Source organism: uncultured Brevundimonas sp. (assembly GCF_963977465.1).
Lineage (GTDB): Bacteria > Pseudomonadota > Alphaproteobacteria > Caulobacterales > Caulobacteraceae > Brevundimonas.
Genome location: NZ_CAXBOQ010000001.1, coordinates 414,491 through 429,500 on the forward strand (window position 1 = coordinate 414,491; position 15,010 = coordinate 429,500).

General features: G+C 66.0%; 19 protein-coding genes. 14 read left to right on the plus strand and 5 right to left on the minus strand.

From position 1 onward, the window contains the following. Positions 1-78 precede the first annotated feature (78 nt). Positions 79-579, plus strand: coding sequence for a flavin reductase family protein (locus AAC067_RS02220; RefSeq protein ID WP_339929108.1), 501 nt, complete (start codon positions 79-81; stop codon positions 577-579). After that, positions 576-1,430 carry an NAD(P)-dependent oxidoreductase gene (locus tag AAC067_RS02225; RefSeq protein ID WP_339929109.1) on the plus strand — a complete coding sequence of 285 codons (855 nt, stop codon included), beginning with the start codon at positions 576-578 and terminating at the stop codon, positions 1,428-1,430. The genes AAC067_RS02220 and AAC067_RS02225 overlap by 4 nt, the downstream gene beginning before the upstream one ends. 11 nt (positions 1,431-1,441) lie before the next feature. On the opposite strand, the gene AAC067_RS02230 is transcribed toward AAC067_RS02225, so the two are convergent. Further along, positions 1,442-2,212 carry a LytTR family DNA-binding domain-containing protein gene (locus AAC067_RS02230; protein ID WP_339929110.1) on the minus strand — a complete coding sequence of 257 codons (771 nt, stop codon included), beginning with the start codon at positions 2,210-2,212 and terminating at the stop codon, positions 1,442-1,444. Positions 2,213-2,370: 158 nt separating this feature from the next. Between AAC067_RS02230 and AAC067_RS02235 the strand changes: the two genes are divergently transcribed. After that, positions 2,371-3,330: a dienelactone hydrolase gene (locus AAC067_RS02235; RefSeq protein WP_339929111.1), complete on the plus strand. Its 960-nt coding sequence runs from the start codon at positions 2,371-2,373 to the stop codon at positions 3,328-3,330. 162 nt (positions 3,331-3,492) lie between these two features. Here the strand turns inward: AAC067_RS02235 and AAC067_RS02240 are convergent, their stop codons facing one another. From AAC067_RS02240 to hemB, 4 genes are all read right to left on the minus strand, one after another. Next, positions 3,493-4,113 (minus strand): peptidylprolyl isomerase, encoded by a 621-nt coding sequence (locus AAC067_RS02240; RefSeq protein WP_339929112.1) that lies wholly within the window; start codon positions 4,111-4,113, stop codon positions 3,493-3,495. Between the two features lie 10 nt (positions 4,114-4,123). Next, positions 4,124-4,318 carry a type II toxin-antitoxin system VapB family antitoxin gene (locus AAC067_RS02245; protein WP_339929113.1) on the minus strand — a complete coding sequence of 65 codons (195 nt, stop codon included), beginning with the start codon at positions 4,316-4,318 and terminating at the stop codon, positions 4,124-4,126. A 64-nt stretch (positions 4,319-4,382) separates the two neighbouring features. Next, positions 4,383-4,817: a hypothetical protein gene (locus tag AAC067_RS02250; RefSeq protein ID WP_339929114.1), complete on the minus strand. Its 435-nt coding sequence runs from the start codon at positions 4,815-4,817 to the stop codon at positions 4,383-4,385. Then, the gene (gene hemB, locus AAC067_RS02255) at positions 4,814-5,818 is read right to left on the minus strand and encodes a porphobilinogen synthase (protein WP_339929115.1); all 1,005 of its coding nucleotides are present in this window, start codon (positions 5,816-5,818) and stop codon (positions 4,814-4,816) included. The genes AAC067_RS02250 and hemB overlap by 4 nt, the downstream gene beginning before the upstream one ends. A 99-nt stretch (positions 5,819-5,917) precedes the next feature. Between hemB and AAC067_RS02260 the strand changes: the two genes are divergently transcribed. The 11 genes from AAC067_RS02260 (at position 5,918) to glyA (ending at position 15,004) form a co-directional block, all read left to right on the plus strand. Then, complete coding sequence (locus tag AAC067_RS02260) at positions 5,918-7,057, plus strand: isobutyryl-CoA dehydrogenase (RefSeq protein WP_339929116.1); 1,140 nt, start codon at positions 5,918-5,920, stop codon at positions 7,055-7,057. Between the two features lie 53 nt (positions 7,058-7,110). Next, positions 7,111-7,377, plus strand: a complete 267-nt coding sequence (locus tag AAC067_RS02265; protein WP_339929117.1) for a type II toxin-antitoxin system Phd/YefM family antitoxin — start codon at positions 7,111-7,113, stop codon at positions 7,375-7,377. Then, the gene (locus AAC067_RS02270; RefSeq protein ID WP_339929118.1) at positions 7,358-7,774 is read left to right on the plus strand and encodes a type II toxin-antitoxin system VapC family toxin; all 417 of its coding nucleotides are present in this window, start codon (positions 7,358-7,360) and stop codon (positions 7,772-7,774) included. The genes AAC067_RS02265 and AAC067_RS02270 overlap by 20 nt, the downstream gene beginning before the upstream one ends. 10 nt (positions 7,775-7,784) lie before the next feature. Further along, entirely contained in the window at positions 7,785-8,834 is a 1,050-nt protein-coding gene (locus AAC067_RS02275; RefSeq protein ID WP_339929120.1) for an enoyl-CoA hydratase/isomerase family protein, read from the plus strand. A 62-nt stretch (positions 8,835-8,896) separates the two neighbouring features. Next, a complete protein-coding gene (locus tag AAC067_RS02280; protein WP_339929122.1) occupies positions 8,897-9,691 on the plus strand; it encodes a hypothetical protein in 795 nt (264 codons plus the stop codon). 60 nt (positions 9,692-9,751) lie between these two features. After that, on the plus strand, positions 9,752-10,513 hold the full coding sequence (locus AAC067_RS02285; RefSeq protein WP_339929124.1) for a methyltransferase: 762 nt from the start codon (positions 9,752-9,754) through the stop codon (positions 10,511-10,513). Between the two features lie 80 nt (positions 10,514-10,593). After that, the gene (mmsB, locus tag AAC067_RS02290) at positions 10,594-11,496 is read left to right on the plus strand and encodes a 3-hydroxyisobutyrate dehydrogenase (protein WP_339929126.1); all 903 of its coding nucleotides are present in this window, start codon (positions 10,594-10,596) and stop codon (positions 11,494-11,496) included. Positions 11,497-11,702: 206 nt separating this feature from the next. Beyond that, entirely contained in the window at positions 11,703-12,929 is a 1,227-nt protein-coding gene (gene hemA / locus AAC067_RS02295) for a 5-aminolevulinate synthase (protein ID WP_339929128.1), read from the plus strand. Beyond that, positions 12,929-13,111, plus strand: coding sequence for a hypothetical protein (locus AAC067_RS02300; RefSeq protein ID WP_339929130.1), 183 nt, complete (start codon positions 12,929-12,931; stop codon positions 13,109-13,111). The genes hemA and AAC067_RS02300 overlap by 1 nt, the downstream gene beginning before the upstream one ends. 71 nt (positions 13,112-13,182) lie before the next feature. Beyond that, on the plus strand, positions 13,183-13,605 hold the full coding sequence (locus AAC067_RS02305; RefSeq protein WP_339929132.1) for a DUF6326 family protein: 423 nt from the start codon (positions 13,183-13,185) through the stop codon (positions 13,603-13,605). A 127-nt stretch (positions 13,606-13,732) separates the two neighbouring features. Next, positions 13,733-15,004, plus strand: coding sequence for a serine hydroxymethyltransferase (gene glyA / locus AAC067_RS02310; RefSeq protein ID WP_339929766.1), 1,272 nt, complete (start codon positions 13,733-13,735; stop codon positions 15,002-15,004). Positions 15,005-15,010: the final 6 nt, after the last annotated feature.

Here is a 15,010-nt window from a genome sequence, read left to right on the forward strand (position 1 = left end):
TTCACGAGCATTTGCCGATCCGGGCCTGAACGCCGCTCTGCCCTTGCCCGCAGCAGGGGGCTCGCCTAGTCGTGTGTGGTGACCCAGACTCCCGCCGCCCCGCCGTTCGACCTGACCGAGTACCGCAAGGCGCTGGGCGGATTCGCCACCGGAGTCTGCGTGGTCACGACCCAGTCGGATGACGGCGGGATCGGGATCACCGTCAACTCCTTCACGTCAGTATCTCTGGATCCGCCGCTGGTACTGTGGTGCCTCGATGACAGTTCGGACCGGCACGATGTGTTCGCCGCGGCCGAGCGATTCGCCATCCATGTGCTGCCGGTCGAGGACCGCGAGATGTCGGACCGATTCGCCTGGGGCACCTGCCGGCTGAGCCCCGAAGAGTTCGACATCAGCAATCCCGAACCGCCCCGTCTACGAAACGCCCTGGTGCGGCTGGACTGCACCGCCCACGACCGCATCCGGGTGGGCGACCATCTCGTCATCATCGGCGCGGTCCGGGCGGTCGAGAGCCGGGACGGGGACGCCCTGACCTATTTCCGCGGCCGCTACGGAGTCGCGTCGGAGTCCCTCGCATGAAGATCGCCTTCGCCGGACTGGGCGTCATGGGGGCCCCGATGGCCCGTCACCTGCTGGCCGCCGGCCATACAGTCACCGGCTTCAACCGCTCACCGGCCAAGGCCGAAGCCTGGGCCTCTGCGACCGGAGGCACGTTTGCGCCGAGCGTGGCCAAGGCCGCCGACGGGGCCGAACTGTTCGTGCTGTGTGTCGGCAATGACGACGATGTGCGCGAGGTGGTCACCGAGGCCCTGCCGTATCTGGCCGCCGGCGCGGTGATTGTCGATCACACCACCACCTCGGCCAAGGTGGCCCGGGAGATGGCGACGCTGGTGGGGGAAGTGGGCCGGTTCTTCATCGACGCGCCGGTGTCGGGCGGGCAGGCCGGAGCCGAGAACGGCCAGTTGAGCGTGATGGCCGGTGGCGACGCCGAGGCCCTGGCCCGGGTCGAACCGGCGCTGATGACCTATGCCAAGGCGGTCAAACATATGGGGCCGTCGGGCGCGGGCCAGCTGACCAAGATGGTCAACCAGATCGCCATCGCCGGCGTGGTCCAGGGACTGGCCGAGGCGGTGCATTTCGCCAGGAGCGCCGGTCTGGATACAGACGCGGTCTATGACGCCATCTCCAAGGGTGCGGCCCAGAGCTGGCAGATGGACAATCGCTGGAAGACGGCGGCGCAGGGTGAGTTCGACTTCGGTTTCGCCGTCGACTGGATGCGCAAGGATCTGGGGCTGGTGCTGGACGAGGCGCGGGCCAACGGCGCGACGCTGGACCTGACGGCGCTGGTCGACGGCTACTATGCCGAGGTCCAGGCGATGGGTGGCAATCGCTGGGATACCTCCAGCCTGAAGGCGCGGCTGAAGCCCTGAGTGCGAAAAGGTCAGGTCTCGTCAACAAGCCATCCAGCGGCCCTGAGTTCTGCGATTTTGGCGCGGGCAACCGGAGCCTCCAGGCCCGATGTCAGCTTCAGGCGAAGGTTTCGCCCGTTGTAGACGCCCCCCTGGACTGCCTGGCGGGCCACCCACCACGAGCGATGCACCCTCATGCCCTCGAGAGGGCCGATTTCGGCGATGGCGCGGGTCAGGGGCATCAGAACCAGAATCGACCCCTGCAGTGTATGCAAACGAACATAGTGATCCTCCATCTGGAGACACAGGAGGTCTCGCCCCAGTCGTCCGGGCAGACGATCCAGAATCCGGGCCTCCCCAGCCGCACCGCTTAAGTTCGCTGGCACTTCGGGAGAGGAAATCGCACCGGCCCGGGAATGAGCGGCGACGTACAGGGCGACAAATACGAGCTCGACCAACAGCGCCTGACCAGACCACTCTACCCAACCGACGGCCTGACGGACTCCCGGCCAGAGACCGATGGCGATGACTCGCGACAGCAACCCCAGCGGCACCGTAACCATCACGGCGAGGGCCGGGACCCAGGCCCACGCAGGCAGTTCCCGTCGCCGGGCCCGAGGCCACATCCAGCGCACAGCCGCACCGATGACGACGCCACTGATCAGGGAGAGAGTCATCCAGTAGGCGACCCGGCTCGGTAGGGCATCGTTGAAGAAGGTCCCGAACGGCCCGATGACGCCGAGGATCGCGCCCGCTACCGCGAAGGCAGACAGGTCGATCACCCAGGCCCGGGTGGTATTCATCGCCTGAATCGCTGCGTCCCTCATCGCCTGACTATAACGATGACTGCAGCGAGCGGAACCATTCGCCGCCTCGCGTAGCCGCTCGCCCATTGGCGAAAACCGGCTGGCGATCATAATCTGAAATCACGCAAATGGGCCTGTCCAATCCGGAGACTCCCATGCGCCTTCTCATTCCCAGCCTGCACATTCTGGGTGCCCTGTTCATCTTCGTCCTCATCGGTGCGGTCCCGCTAGCGGCATGCGCCCAAGCCGCCCGACCAGATCAGGTGATCCATTTCACAGGTCCCAACGCGGAGGTTATCGAAGGTGGTGTCTGGCTGCCAGCGGGGCCGGATGATGGTTCCGCCCATCCCCTGGTGGTCATTTCACACGGCAGCGGCGGTTGGTATGGCGGCCACGCCGACACCGCCAGAGCGCTGTCCGACGCCGGCTTTGTCGTTGCCGCGCTGACCCATCCCGGCGACAATTTCCGGGATCAAAGCCGGGGCCTGCGCCTGACAAGTCGAGCCCCCCAACTGAGTAGTCTGATCGACTACATGACCGGTACCTGGGCCGGTCCTGTCACGATCGATTCGGAGCGGGTCGGTGCGTTCGGTTTCTCGGCGGGTGGCTTCACGGTGATGTCCATCATCGGGGGCGTTTCGGACGTCCGGGCAATTCTGGCCCACTGCGTGGCGCATCCGGAAGTCTTCGCCTGCCGGCTTATAGAGGCGCTCGGAGGGTTGGATCTGGCAACCTGGCAGCCTGAGACCCGGGACCCTCGCGTCAAGGCGGCCGTCATAGCCGCACCGGCGCTGGGCTTGTCGTTCACCGATGACAGTCTGGAAGCGATCACCCGTCCGGTACAGCTGTGGCAGGCCGCCGACGACCAGATCCTGCCGTCGCCCTACAATGTCGAACCCGTGCGGGACCGGCTGGGCCGGGCTCCCGAATATCACCGTGTCGACAACGCCGGTCATTATGATTTCCTGCCCCCCTGCGGTCCGGAATTGAAGGCCGAAGCGCCGGACCTGTGCTCGTCCGCGCCCGGTTTCGATCGCGCCGCGTTCAAGGTCGAGTTCAACCGGGAGGTCGTCAGGTTCTTTCGGCAAGCCCTGGATCCGAACCTCGCCCCCTGACCTTCCGGGTCCCTGGGGCACCGCTGGGCAGCATCCAATGGCCTGGTCAATTCGCCCGAACCGGGTCTGTCCGAACGTGCTGTGCCGGTCATCTGAATCACACCAAAAACGGTCAGGGTGCTGGAGGGTTGGCCTGTCCGGGTTGCCGGCACCGTCGAGGCACTAGGTCGCCGGAACGGGCTCACGCCGGGCGGTAATGATGTCGATACGCGGCTCCAGCATCTGGCCGCGCATGAAGCCGTCTCCTTCAGTCGGCGAGGTCGGGGCGACCAGGATACCGCGCACGACCTCCATCCCCTCAACCACCTTGCCGAACACGGCGAAGCCGTGCGCGTCGATCGAGAATGGCCGGCCCGCGTCGTAGGAGGGTGTCGATCCCACCGAGACGAAGAAGTCGCCCGTGGCCGTACCGGCGCCATAGCGGGCCATCGACACCGCGCCATCGACATGGCTGAGGCCTGTCACCGTGGTCGGTTCATGGGTGATCGGCGGCAGGGTCCTGGCCGGGTCATTGTTGGTGCCAGCCTGGACCAGCCCCAGGTCGGGGGCCGAACGCACGGCGCGATAGAAATTGGTACCGTCGAACCGGTGCTCATCGACATATCTGAGGAAATTGGTGCCAGTGATCGGGGCCTGACGATCATTGACCTCGATGACGATGCGACCGGCCGAGGTTTCCATCACCACCCGGGGCAGGGGGACAGGCGGCACGGCGTCCTGGGCCACGGCGAGGGTCGGCCACAGCAGCAGCAGGGCGAGAGCGGCGAGGGTGCGTCTGATCATGGGGCTGAGCCTATGGCTGCGGGTTGGGGCCGACAAGCGATACCGCCGACGGCAGCTTGCCGCGATAGTTGCGAATTTCAGCCTGACGATTCAAACGGATGAGGGTGCGAAGACCCAGTTCGACCGCCTCACGGTTAATCTTCAGGCCGGTCGCCGCCCGGGCCTCGGCCATGAGCTGGTCGTCGATGACGATATTGGTGCGCATGAATGTGTGCTCCCTTGCACAATCTTACACATTGCATCGGACGCGCCCCCCCAACCTGGCAGGTTCAGCGCGGGCGGGTTGCGCCTTGGCCACGGACAAATTTACGGCCCTGGAACCACTCGATCTCGACCAAGTCTGCACGAGCAGACAGAACTTTGTGCAGGGCCTGAGCCAGTCGATTCGAGATCGTCAGACGATGGTTATAGGTTTCACTCAGGATTCCCTGCTCCGGCAACTGAATGTGAAGCAGCCAGGTCGCCGTCTCATCCTCCGATAACCCCACCGTCAATTCACAGACCCCAAAGTCGAATACCGCCATATACAGACCGTCGACCGTGAACGGCGGGTCGATCGGCTTGTAGCCCAACTGCTCGATTGCGGTGAAAACCTGATCCGAGACGCGCTTGAGATTGTCCCCGGTGGGGTTGGTATCCCTGAGTACGAAGACAGCAAAATCGTCTCTCGCCCCCAAGCGATTAAGGACGTCGCGCCAGCTCATCCCCCCAGCAACCGTGCCGCCTTCGGGGCGAAATAGCTGAGCACACCGGCGCAGCCGGCGCGTTTGAAGCCGTGCAGGGTCTCGAGGATGGCGCGGTCCTCGTCCAGCCACCCGTTGGCGATGGCGGCCTGCATCATCGCGTACTCACCGGACACCTGGTAGGCGAAGGTCGGGACCTGGAAGGTCTCGCTGACCCGGCGAACGATGTCGAGATAGGGCATGCCCGGCTTGACCATGACGGCGTCGGCCCCCTCGGCGATGTCCATGGCCACCTCGCGCAGGGCCTCGTCGCTGTTGGCGTAGTCCATCTGATAGGTCTTCTTGTCGCCGGTCAGGGCTTTGGCCGAGCCGACCGCGTCGCGATACGGACCGTAGAAGGCCGAGGCGTATTTGGCGGCATAGGCCAGGATCATGGTGTCGTGGAAACCGTTGGCTTCCAGCGCCTCGCGCACCGCCTGGATGCGGCCGTCCATCATGTCGGAGGGGGCGACGATATCGGCTCCGGCATGGGCCTGGATGAAGGCCTGTTCGGCCAGCCGCTCCAGCGAATCGTCATTGAGGATGCGCCCGTCGGCGATGAGGCCGTCGTGGCCGTGGTCGGTGTAGCAGTCCAGAGCCACATCGCACATGACGCCGATCTCGGGCGCGGCGTCCTTGATGGCCTTGATACAGTCGGGGATCAGGCCGTCGGGATCGGTGGCCCCGGTGCCGTTGGCGTCCTTGATGGCGGCGTCGACGTGGGGAAACAGGGCCACGACCGGAATGCCCAGATCACGCGCCTCGACCGCAGCGGCGGCGGCGGCCTTGGGCGACAGGCGGAAGACGCCGGGCATGGAGGCGACCGGCACCCGGTCCTCGGCCCCGTCGTGCACGATCAGCGGCCAGATCAGATCGGCCGGCGTCAGCGTTGTCTCGGCCACCAGCCGCCGCACCCACGGCGACGCGCGCAGACGGCGCGGCCGGGCCAGCGGGAAGGGGGCGGGGGGAAAGGGCAGGGTCATCCGGGTTCTATATACAAAGCCCCCTCTCTCCGGGAGAGGGGTTCGTTTTGCGCGCGCTTCGGCTAGAACCATGCCGATTCCAGACGTCAGGACTTTCCCATGGACTTCGCCCTCAACGACGACCAGCGCGCCATCCAGGACGCCGCCCGCGCCTTTGCCGAGGCCGAGCTGGCCCCGCATTCGGCCGAATGGGACGAGACCAAACATTTTCCCGTCGATGTGATGAAACACGCCGCCGAGATGGGCTTCTGCGGGATCTATACGGGCGAGGAGCACGGCGGCATGGCGCTGGGCCGGGTTGAGGCGGCGGTGATCTTTGAAGAACTGTCACGCGGCGATGTGTCGACGGCGGCCTTTATCTCGATCCACAACATGGCGACCTGGATGATCGACCGGATCGGCTCGGACGACCTCCGTGCACGCTATGTGCCGAAACTGGTGACGATGGATCTTATTGCTTCCTATTGCCTGACCGAACCGGGCTCGGGGTCGGACGCGGCGGCGCTGCGGACCACGGCCAGGCTGGACGGCGACCACTATGTGCTGAACGGGTCGAAGGCCTTCATCTCGGGGGCCGGGACCAGCGACGTCTATGTGGTGATGGCCCGCACGGGGGTGGACGGGCCCAAGGGGATCTCGACCTTCGTGGTCGACAAGGACGCGCCGGGCCTGAGCTTCGGGGCGCAGGAGAAGAAGATGGGCTGGAACAGCCAGCCCACCGCCATCGTCCAATTCGACGACTGCCGCATCCCGGCGGCCAATCTGCTGGGCAAGGAGGGCGACGGCTTCCGCTATGCGATGATGGGTCTGGACGGCGGCCGGTTGAACATCGCCGCCTGTTCAATCGGCGGGGCGCGGCTGGCGCTGGAAACGGCCCAGGATTACGTCACCACGCGAAAACAGTTCGGCAAGCCCTTGTCAGACTTCCAGAATACCCAGTTCAAACTGGCCGACATGGCGACCCAACTGGAGGCGGCGCGGCTACTCGTGCTGCGCGGAGCCTGGGCGCTGGATAACAAACACCCCGAGGCGACCAAATGGTGCGCCATGGCCAAGCGGTTCGCCACCGACGCCTGTTTCCAGATCGCCGACGAGGCCCTGCAGCTGCACGGCGGCTACGGCTATCTGAAGGACTATCCGCTGGAGCGGATCGTGCGCGACCTGCGGGTGCACCGCATCCTCGAAGGCACCAATGAGATCATGCGGGTGATCACCGCGCGGGAGATGCTGCGGCAGTAGGTCTGCCGCGCATTTTGTGCTATTCTGACCAGAGATATGGTCAGGAGAATATTGTGCGCACAGTTGGCGTACTCGAAGCCAAGACGAATCTGTCCGCGCTGATCGATGAGGTCGAAACGTCAGGACAGGCCATCGTGATCACCCGGCACGGCAAGGCTGTGGCCCGGCTCGCACCGGAACCGTCCGCGCGTCTTGCCGGCACCCCGGGCGTCGCCGAACGCGCCCGCGTCTTTCGTGACAAGCAGGCCCCCGATCCGGAATGGGAGTCCCTGTCGTGGGAGGAGCTGAAGGCGATCGCGCGTGACGAAACTGATCGTTGATGCGTCGACGGCAGCCGCCTGGCTTCTGGCGTCGCAGACGACTTCATCCGCGGTGAATCTGCTGGACCGGATCTCGACCTACACGCCCATCGCGCCCCATGTGTTCCAGTGGGAGGTCGGAAACCTGCTCGTTCGCCAGACCCGCCGCGCACCGGGCTTTGACCTGCGCGAGGCGTTCGCCGTCCTCGACAGCTTCGGGATCGCGGTCGCTGCGGCTCCGGGGCAGGCCGAGATTCGCTCTCTCGCAGGCATGGCCGCCGCCCGCGGCCTCAGCCTTTTTGATGCCAGCTATCTGTGGCTGACCATGGCGGTTGGGGGCACCCTGGCGTCCCGCGACGGCGATCTTCTGGACGCCGCGGCAGCCGCCGGTCTTCCCGTCCTCGATCTTCGCGACTAAGTCGGGGCCTATGACCGAAGAACCCGAAGTCCTGACCCGCGTCGAATCCGGCGTCGGCCGCATCACCCTGAACCGGCCCAAAGCGCTGCATGCGCTGAATCATCCGATGTGCGACCTGATAATCGCGGCCCTGCTGGACTGGCAGGACAACGCGGCGGTGCTGTCGGTGCTGATCGACCATGCCGGGGAGCGCGGCTTCTGCGCCGGGGGCGACATCCGCATGATCGCCGAGAGCGGGGCCGGGGACGCCAGCGCCGCCCGGGCCTTCTTCCATGCCGAATACCGGCTGAATCATCTGCTGTTCGACTATCCAAAGCCGGTCACGGCCATCGTCGACGGCATCGTCATGGGCGGCGGCGTCGGCATTTCCGAACCGGCCGTGGTCCGCATCGCCACCGAACACACCACCTATGCCATGCCCGAGACCGGCATCGGCCTGTTCCCCGACGTGGGCGGCGGCTGGTTCCTGCCGCGCCTGCCGGGATTCGCCGGCACCTGGCTGGCCCTGACCGGGGCGCGGCTGAAGGCGGCGGACACGGTAGCCCTGGGCATCCATACCCATTTCATGCCGTCCGACGAGGTCGAGGTGTTCCGCACCATTCTGACCGCCGACCCGGGCTTTCCGGTCGACATCGCCGACGAACTGGCCGTCGATCCGGGCGAGGCCCCGCTGGACGCCCATATCGACACGATCGACCGGCTGTTCGCCCACGACACGGTCGAGGCCATCGTCGCGGCGCTGGAGGCCGAGAACACCGACTGGGCCCGGACCCAGCTGGCGGTGCTGAAGACCAAGTCACCGCAGTCGCTGAAGGTGACGCTGCGCCAACTGCGGACCGGAGCACATCTGACGTCCTTCGCCGAGAACATGGCGATGGAATACCGGCTCGGCGGCCGGGTCGTGCGGACCCACGATTTCCAGGAGGGGGTGCGGGCCGTCATCGTCGATAAGGACAACACACCGCACTGGTCGCCCGCCGATCTGGCCGGGGTTACGGACGCCGCCCTCGACGCCCTGTTCGCGCCGCTGCCGGCGGGCGAGGAGTGGACGCCGCTGTAAGGCCTCTTGCGTCCGCCGCACAATCGGGGCGTATCTGCGCCAACGCCATTCGGGAAATCGCCATGTTCAAGACCCTGCTTCTCGCCGCCGCGGCCTCGGTTGCCCTGTCCGGCTGTCTGATCATCGCGACCGACGGCGGTGAGCGGACTGTGGTCCACGCGCCCGCCGCCAGCGCCACCCCGGCTCCCACGACAGCCTGGTACCGGACCGCGATCGCCGATCCGCGCCGCCCCGCCGACGAGGTGGCCCGTGACGCCCTGCGCCATCCGGCCGACATGCTGGCCTTCATCGATCTGGACCGCGGCGACCGCATCGCCGACATCCGGCCCGGAGCCGGCTATTTCACCCGGCTGTTTTCCAGCGTCGTCGGGCCGAGCGGTCAGGTCTATGCCTTTGTGCCCAACCGCACCGCCGTACGCGAGAACGGGGCGGCTGACGCCCTGGTGGCCGGTTATGGCAACGTCAGCCGGGTCAACGGCGACCTCGACACCATGACCTTCGACCAGCCGCTGGATGTCGTGTTCATGAGCCAGGAATATCACGACTTCCACATCCCCGGCTTCGGCGTCGACGTGGCGCGGATGAACCGGGCCGTCTTTGCGGCGCTCAAGCCCGGCGGTCAGTATGTGGTCATCGATCATCAGGGTGCGGCCGGGACCGGCAACAGCCAGGTCTCGACCCTGCACCGGATCGAGGGTGATTTCCTGCGTCGTGAGGTCGAGGCCGCCGGCTTCGTCTTCGAGGGCGAAAGCCGGGCCGTCGCCAATCCGGCCGACGATCACAGCCTGAACGTCTTCGACGCCGCCATTCGCGGTCAGACCGACCAGTTCGTCTATCGCTTCCGCAAACCCGACTGACACCGAACGCCGTTCGCGTTAGTCTGCCGTTGCGTCATGCGGGCGCGATGGAGGTTTACGATGCGTCGGTCCCTGTTCCTCGCCGCCACGGCGGCCCTGGCCCTGAGCACGGCGATCGCCGGGCCGGTCGCCGCCCAGTCGACAGCGGACACCGTCTATGCGGCGGCCCTGGCCGATCCGGTTCGGACCGACGCGGACCGGGCGCGGGATGCGGCGCGGCACACGGCCGAGACCCTGGCGTTTGCCGAGGTCGGCCCGGGTCAGTCGATCGGCGACATGATCATCGGTGGCGGCTATTTCACCCGCGTCTTCTCGGCTGCGGTCGGGCCTGAGGGACATGTCACCGGCTGGCAGCCGGCCGAATTTGTGGCTTTCGCCGCCGTCTATGGCCAGGCCCTGGTCGACATTGCGGAATTGCCCAATGTCACGGCCATCGACTCGCCGCTGGCTACACCGGCCTGGCCCGAGGGTCTGGACCTGATCTTCACGGCCCAGAACTATCATGACCTGCATCTGGATGTGGTGCCGCCCGACACGGCAGCCCGGATCAATGCGGCCGCCTTCGCGGCGCTCAAGCCCGGCGGCCTGTATGTGATCGTCGACCATGTCGCCGCCGCCGGGTCGTCACTGGAGGTCGCCGATAGCCAGCACCGGATCGATCCGGCCACGGTCAGAGCCGAGGTCGAGGCGGCCGGCTTCGTGCTGGACGCGGAGGACGACACCCTGATCAATCCCGACGATCCGCTCACCGCCAATGTCTTTGATCCGTCGATCCGCGGCCACACCAGCCAGTTCATGCTGCGCTTCCGCAAGCCGGGCTGAGCGAAACCACACCGCCCCGCTGGCGAAGCGGGACGGGAGGCGCTACCCCTGCCGCGAAATCGCACAGGGAAACCCTCGCCATGACGCACAAGATCGCCTTCATCGGACTCGGCAACATGGGCGGCGGCATGGCCGCCAACCAGGCCAAGGCCGGCCACACCGTCCAGGCCTTTGACCTGTCGCCGGCGGCACTGGAACGGGCCGTGGCCGCGGGCTGCGTCGCCGCCGGTTCCGTGGCCGAGGCGGTCGCCGGAGCGGACATCGTCATCACCATGCTGCCCGCCGGACCGCATGTGCTGTCGGTCTATTCCGAACAGATCATCGGTACCGCACCGAAGACCGCCCTGCTGCTGGACTGTTCGACCATCGACGTCGACACGGCCCGCAAGGTCGCCGGACTGGCCAAGGCCGCAGGCTACGCCTTCGCAGACGCCCCCGTATCGGGCGGCACGGTCGCGGCCGACGCCGGGACCCTGGCCTTTATGGTCGGCTGCGATGAGGCTGACTTCGCCCGGGTCGAGCCGGCGCTGGAGCCGATGAGCCGGGTGACGATGCGCGCCGGCGATCACGGGGCCGGGCAGGCGGCCAAGATCTGCAACAACATGATCCTGGGCATCACCATGATCGGCACCTGCGAAGCCGTGGCCCTGGCCGAGAAACTGGGGCTGGACCCGGTCAAATTCTTCGACATCGCCTCCAAGTCATCGGGCCAGTCGTGGAGCGTCAGCAGCTACTATCCGTGGCCCGGTCCGGTGCCGACCGCGCCGTCCAACCGCAACTATGACGGCGGCTTCGCCACGGCCATGATGCTGAAGGACCTGAAACTGGCCCAGGATGCGGCGGCCAAGTCCGGGGCCAGCACCCCGCTGGGGGCACAATCCGAGGCGCTATATCAACTGTTCGACCGGCTGGGTTATGGCGGTCGCGACTTTTCGGGGATCCTGCAGATGCTGCGCGGGCAGCTGGATCAATTGCCGAAATGATCCAGATCAAGGCGGGTTGATCTCCACGCGGGCAAGAAATCAGCCTGCGGAATCGCCGTGGATTCATAATTGAGAACCGTTATCAATTAAGGGTTTGCGGCGATTTGTCCTTGCGTTTGCGTGGACAGACGAAGCCAATCGGCGCAATACGCGCCCGTCTTTCCTGGACGGTCGCGCACCGCCCGGAGCTGAGAAGAGCTGTTACGTTGTACGACTACAAGACTGCATTCGAAACCGCCGTGGAGCAGGTCAAGAGCGAGGGACGCTACCGCGTTTTCGCCGATCTGAAGCGCGTGCGGGGTCAGTTCCCGCTGGCGACGCGCCGGCGCGAGGACGGGTCCGAGCAAGACGTCGTCATCTGGTGCTCGAACGACTATCTGGGCATGGGCCAGCACCCGGCGGTGCTGGAAGCCATGCAGGCCGAGATCGATGCGGTCGGAGCCGGTGCCGGCGGCACCCGCAATATCTCTGGCACGACCCGGTCAGCCGTCGATCTGGAGGCCGAACTGGCGAGCTGGCACCAGAAGGAAGCGGCCCTGCTGTTCACCTCGGGCTACGTCGCCAATGAGGCGACGCTAACGACCCTGCAGCGCATCCTGCCAAACCTGATCATCTTCTCCGACTCGCTGAACCACGCCTCGATGATCGCCGGCATCCGCAACGGCGGCTGCGAACGGCACATCTACGCCCACAACGATCTGGCGCACCTTGAGGTCCTGCTGCGCGATGCGCCGGCCGACGCGCCCAAGCTGATCGCCTTCGAGAGCGTCTATTCGATGGACGGCGACATTTCCGACCTGGCCGGCACCATCACCCTGGCCCGGAAATACGGAGCTATGACCTATCTGGACGAGGTCCATGCGGTCGGCCTGTACGGCCCGACCGGTGCCGGCGTGGCCGAACGCGACGGCCTGCTGGACGGCATCGACATCGTCGAATGCACCCTGGGCAAGGCCATCGGCGTGATGGGCGGCTATATCGCCGCCGACGCCGTGATCGTCGACGCCGTGCGTAGCTGGGCCGCCGGCTTTATCTTCACCACCAGTCTGCCGCCGGCCCTGACCGCCGGGGCCCTGGCCTCGGTCCGCCACCTGAAGGCCAGCCCGGAGCTGCGCGTGGCCCACCAGGAACGCGCCGCCACCCTGAAGTCGCGCTTTGCCGCCGCCGGCATCCCGGTCCTGCCCAGCGAGAGCCATATCGTGCCGGTGCACGTCGGCGATCCGGTACACTGCAAGCTGATCTCGGACATGCTGCTGGAAGAGCACGGCGTCTATGTCCAGCCGATCAACTATCCGACCGTGCCCAAGGGCACCGAGCGCCTGCGCTTCACCCCGTCGCCCAATCACACCGATGCGATGATGGATGATCTGGTCAAGGCGATGGACCGACTGTGGACCCACTGCAATGTGGCGCGCCTCCCTGCCGTCGCCTGATGAGTGACCCGGGCGTTGGCGGGATCATCATCGAGAAGGTCCGCAACGGCCTGTATCTGAAGGTTTCGGCCATCCATGTGGCGACCGGGCGCGAAGCCTGCGCCGTCGGTCCGGCGGCCGAGCCCAAGGCGGTCGAACGGCTGGCCATCGCCAAGCTGAAACGCGCCCTGACTCAAGCGTAGCTGTCTTGCCTCACTGAAAATGCGCCCTTAGGCTTGGACTGTGGGGTGCCATTGACGATCAGGGGGTTCCGTTGAGCGACAGTCAATCTGAGACATTCCGGCTGCCCACAGGGCTGGCGATTTCGCTGCTATGGGCCTCTCTGATGGGCCTCTACATCTACAACGACTATTTCAGCCTCTATCGTCCAGGCACAATCGAGGGGATGGCGGCCGGAAAATTTGGACCGCTGGGTGAGGCGACCGCCGGAGTCCTCCTCGGCGCGGCGATCGTGCTCGCTGTCCCGGCACTGATGATCTTTCTGTCCGCTGCCTTGCCGCGGTTGATCAGCCGCTGGCTCAATGTCGTGCTCGGTCTCGCCTATACGGCTATAGAGGCGCTGACCTTTTTCGGTTCGGCCCCATTCTATCAGCTCGTCGTGGTGCTGGAGATTTTCGTCACCCTCGGGATCGTAGCCTACGCCCTGCGCTGGCCGCGTGGCCCGACGGCGGCATAGCCTCTTCCGTCGCGGTTTACGCCCATGCCGGGCAGTCCGACCACTAGATGTTGTGGCCAGACGCGCCACGGCCTAGATAAGTGGCCTCCCTCGTCCAGCCGTGAGCCCTGCCGTGACCGTACCCTTCATCCACGACGCCTATTTCTCGCGCGGTCTGGCCGAGGCCGACCCGGAGATCGCTCGCGGTATCGCCGGGGAACTGGGTCGACAGCAGGAACAGATCGAGCTGATCGCCTCGGAAAACATCGTCTCAAAGGCGGTGCTGGAGGCCCAGGGCTCGGTCCTGACCAACAAATATGCCGAAGGCTATCCGGGCCGCCGCTACTATGGCGGCTGCGAATACGTCGACGTGACCGAAGACCTCGCCCGCGAGCGCGCCAAACAGCTGTTCGGCTGCGGCTTTGCCAACGTTCAGCCGCACTCCGGGGCCCAGGCCAACCAGGCGGTGTTCATGGCCCTGCTGCAGCCCGGCGACACCTTCCTGGGCATGGACCTGGCCTGCGGCGGCCACCTGACCCACGGCAGCCCGGCCAACCAGTCGGGAAAGTGGTTCCGGCCGGTGACCTACAAGGTCAATGAAGACGACCATCTGATTGATTATGATCATGTTCAGGCCATGGCCGAACAGGAAAAGCCCAAGCTGATCGTGGCCGGGGCCTCGGCCTACAGCCGCCACATCGACTTCAAGCGCTTCCGCGAGATCGCCGACAGCGTCGGGGCCTGGCTGATGGTCGACATGGCCCACTATGCGGGCCTGATCGCCGGCGGAGCCTATCCGGACCCGGTGGCCCACGCCCATGTCACCACCACCACCACCCACAAGACCCTGCGCGGTCCGCGCGGCGGCATGGTGCTGACCAACGACGGCGACATCGCCAAGAAGATCAACTCGGCCGTGTTCCCCGGCCTGCAGGGCGGCCCGCTGGAGCATGTGATCGCAGCCAAGGCCGTGGCCTTCGGCGAGGCGCTCAAACCGGAATTCAAGATGTATGCCCAACAGGTCGTCGACAATGCCCGGGCCCTGGCCGCGGTGCTGGAGTCACGCGGTCTGGCCATCGTTTCGGGCGGCACCGACAGCCATCTGATGCTGGTCGACCTGCGGCCCAAGGGCGTGACCGGCAAGGCCACCGAGGCGGCGCTGGAGCACGCCCTGATGACCTGCAACAAGAACGGCGTGCCGTTCGACACTGCGCCCTTCACGGTGACCTCGGGCGTGCGTCTGGGCACCCCGGCCGGGACCACGCGCGGCTTCGGCGTCGCCGAATTCCAGCAGGTCGGCCACTGGATCGCCGATGTGATCGACTCGATGCAGGGCACGGACGAGGCCGACGCCGCCGTTCAGGCCCGGGTCGCCGACGAGGTGCGGGCGCTGACCCGTCGCTTCCCGATCTATGGATAGACCGCG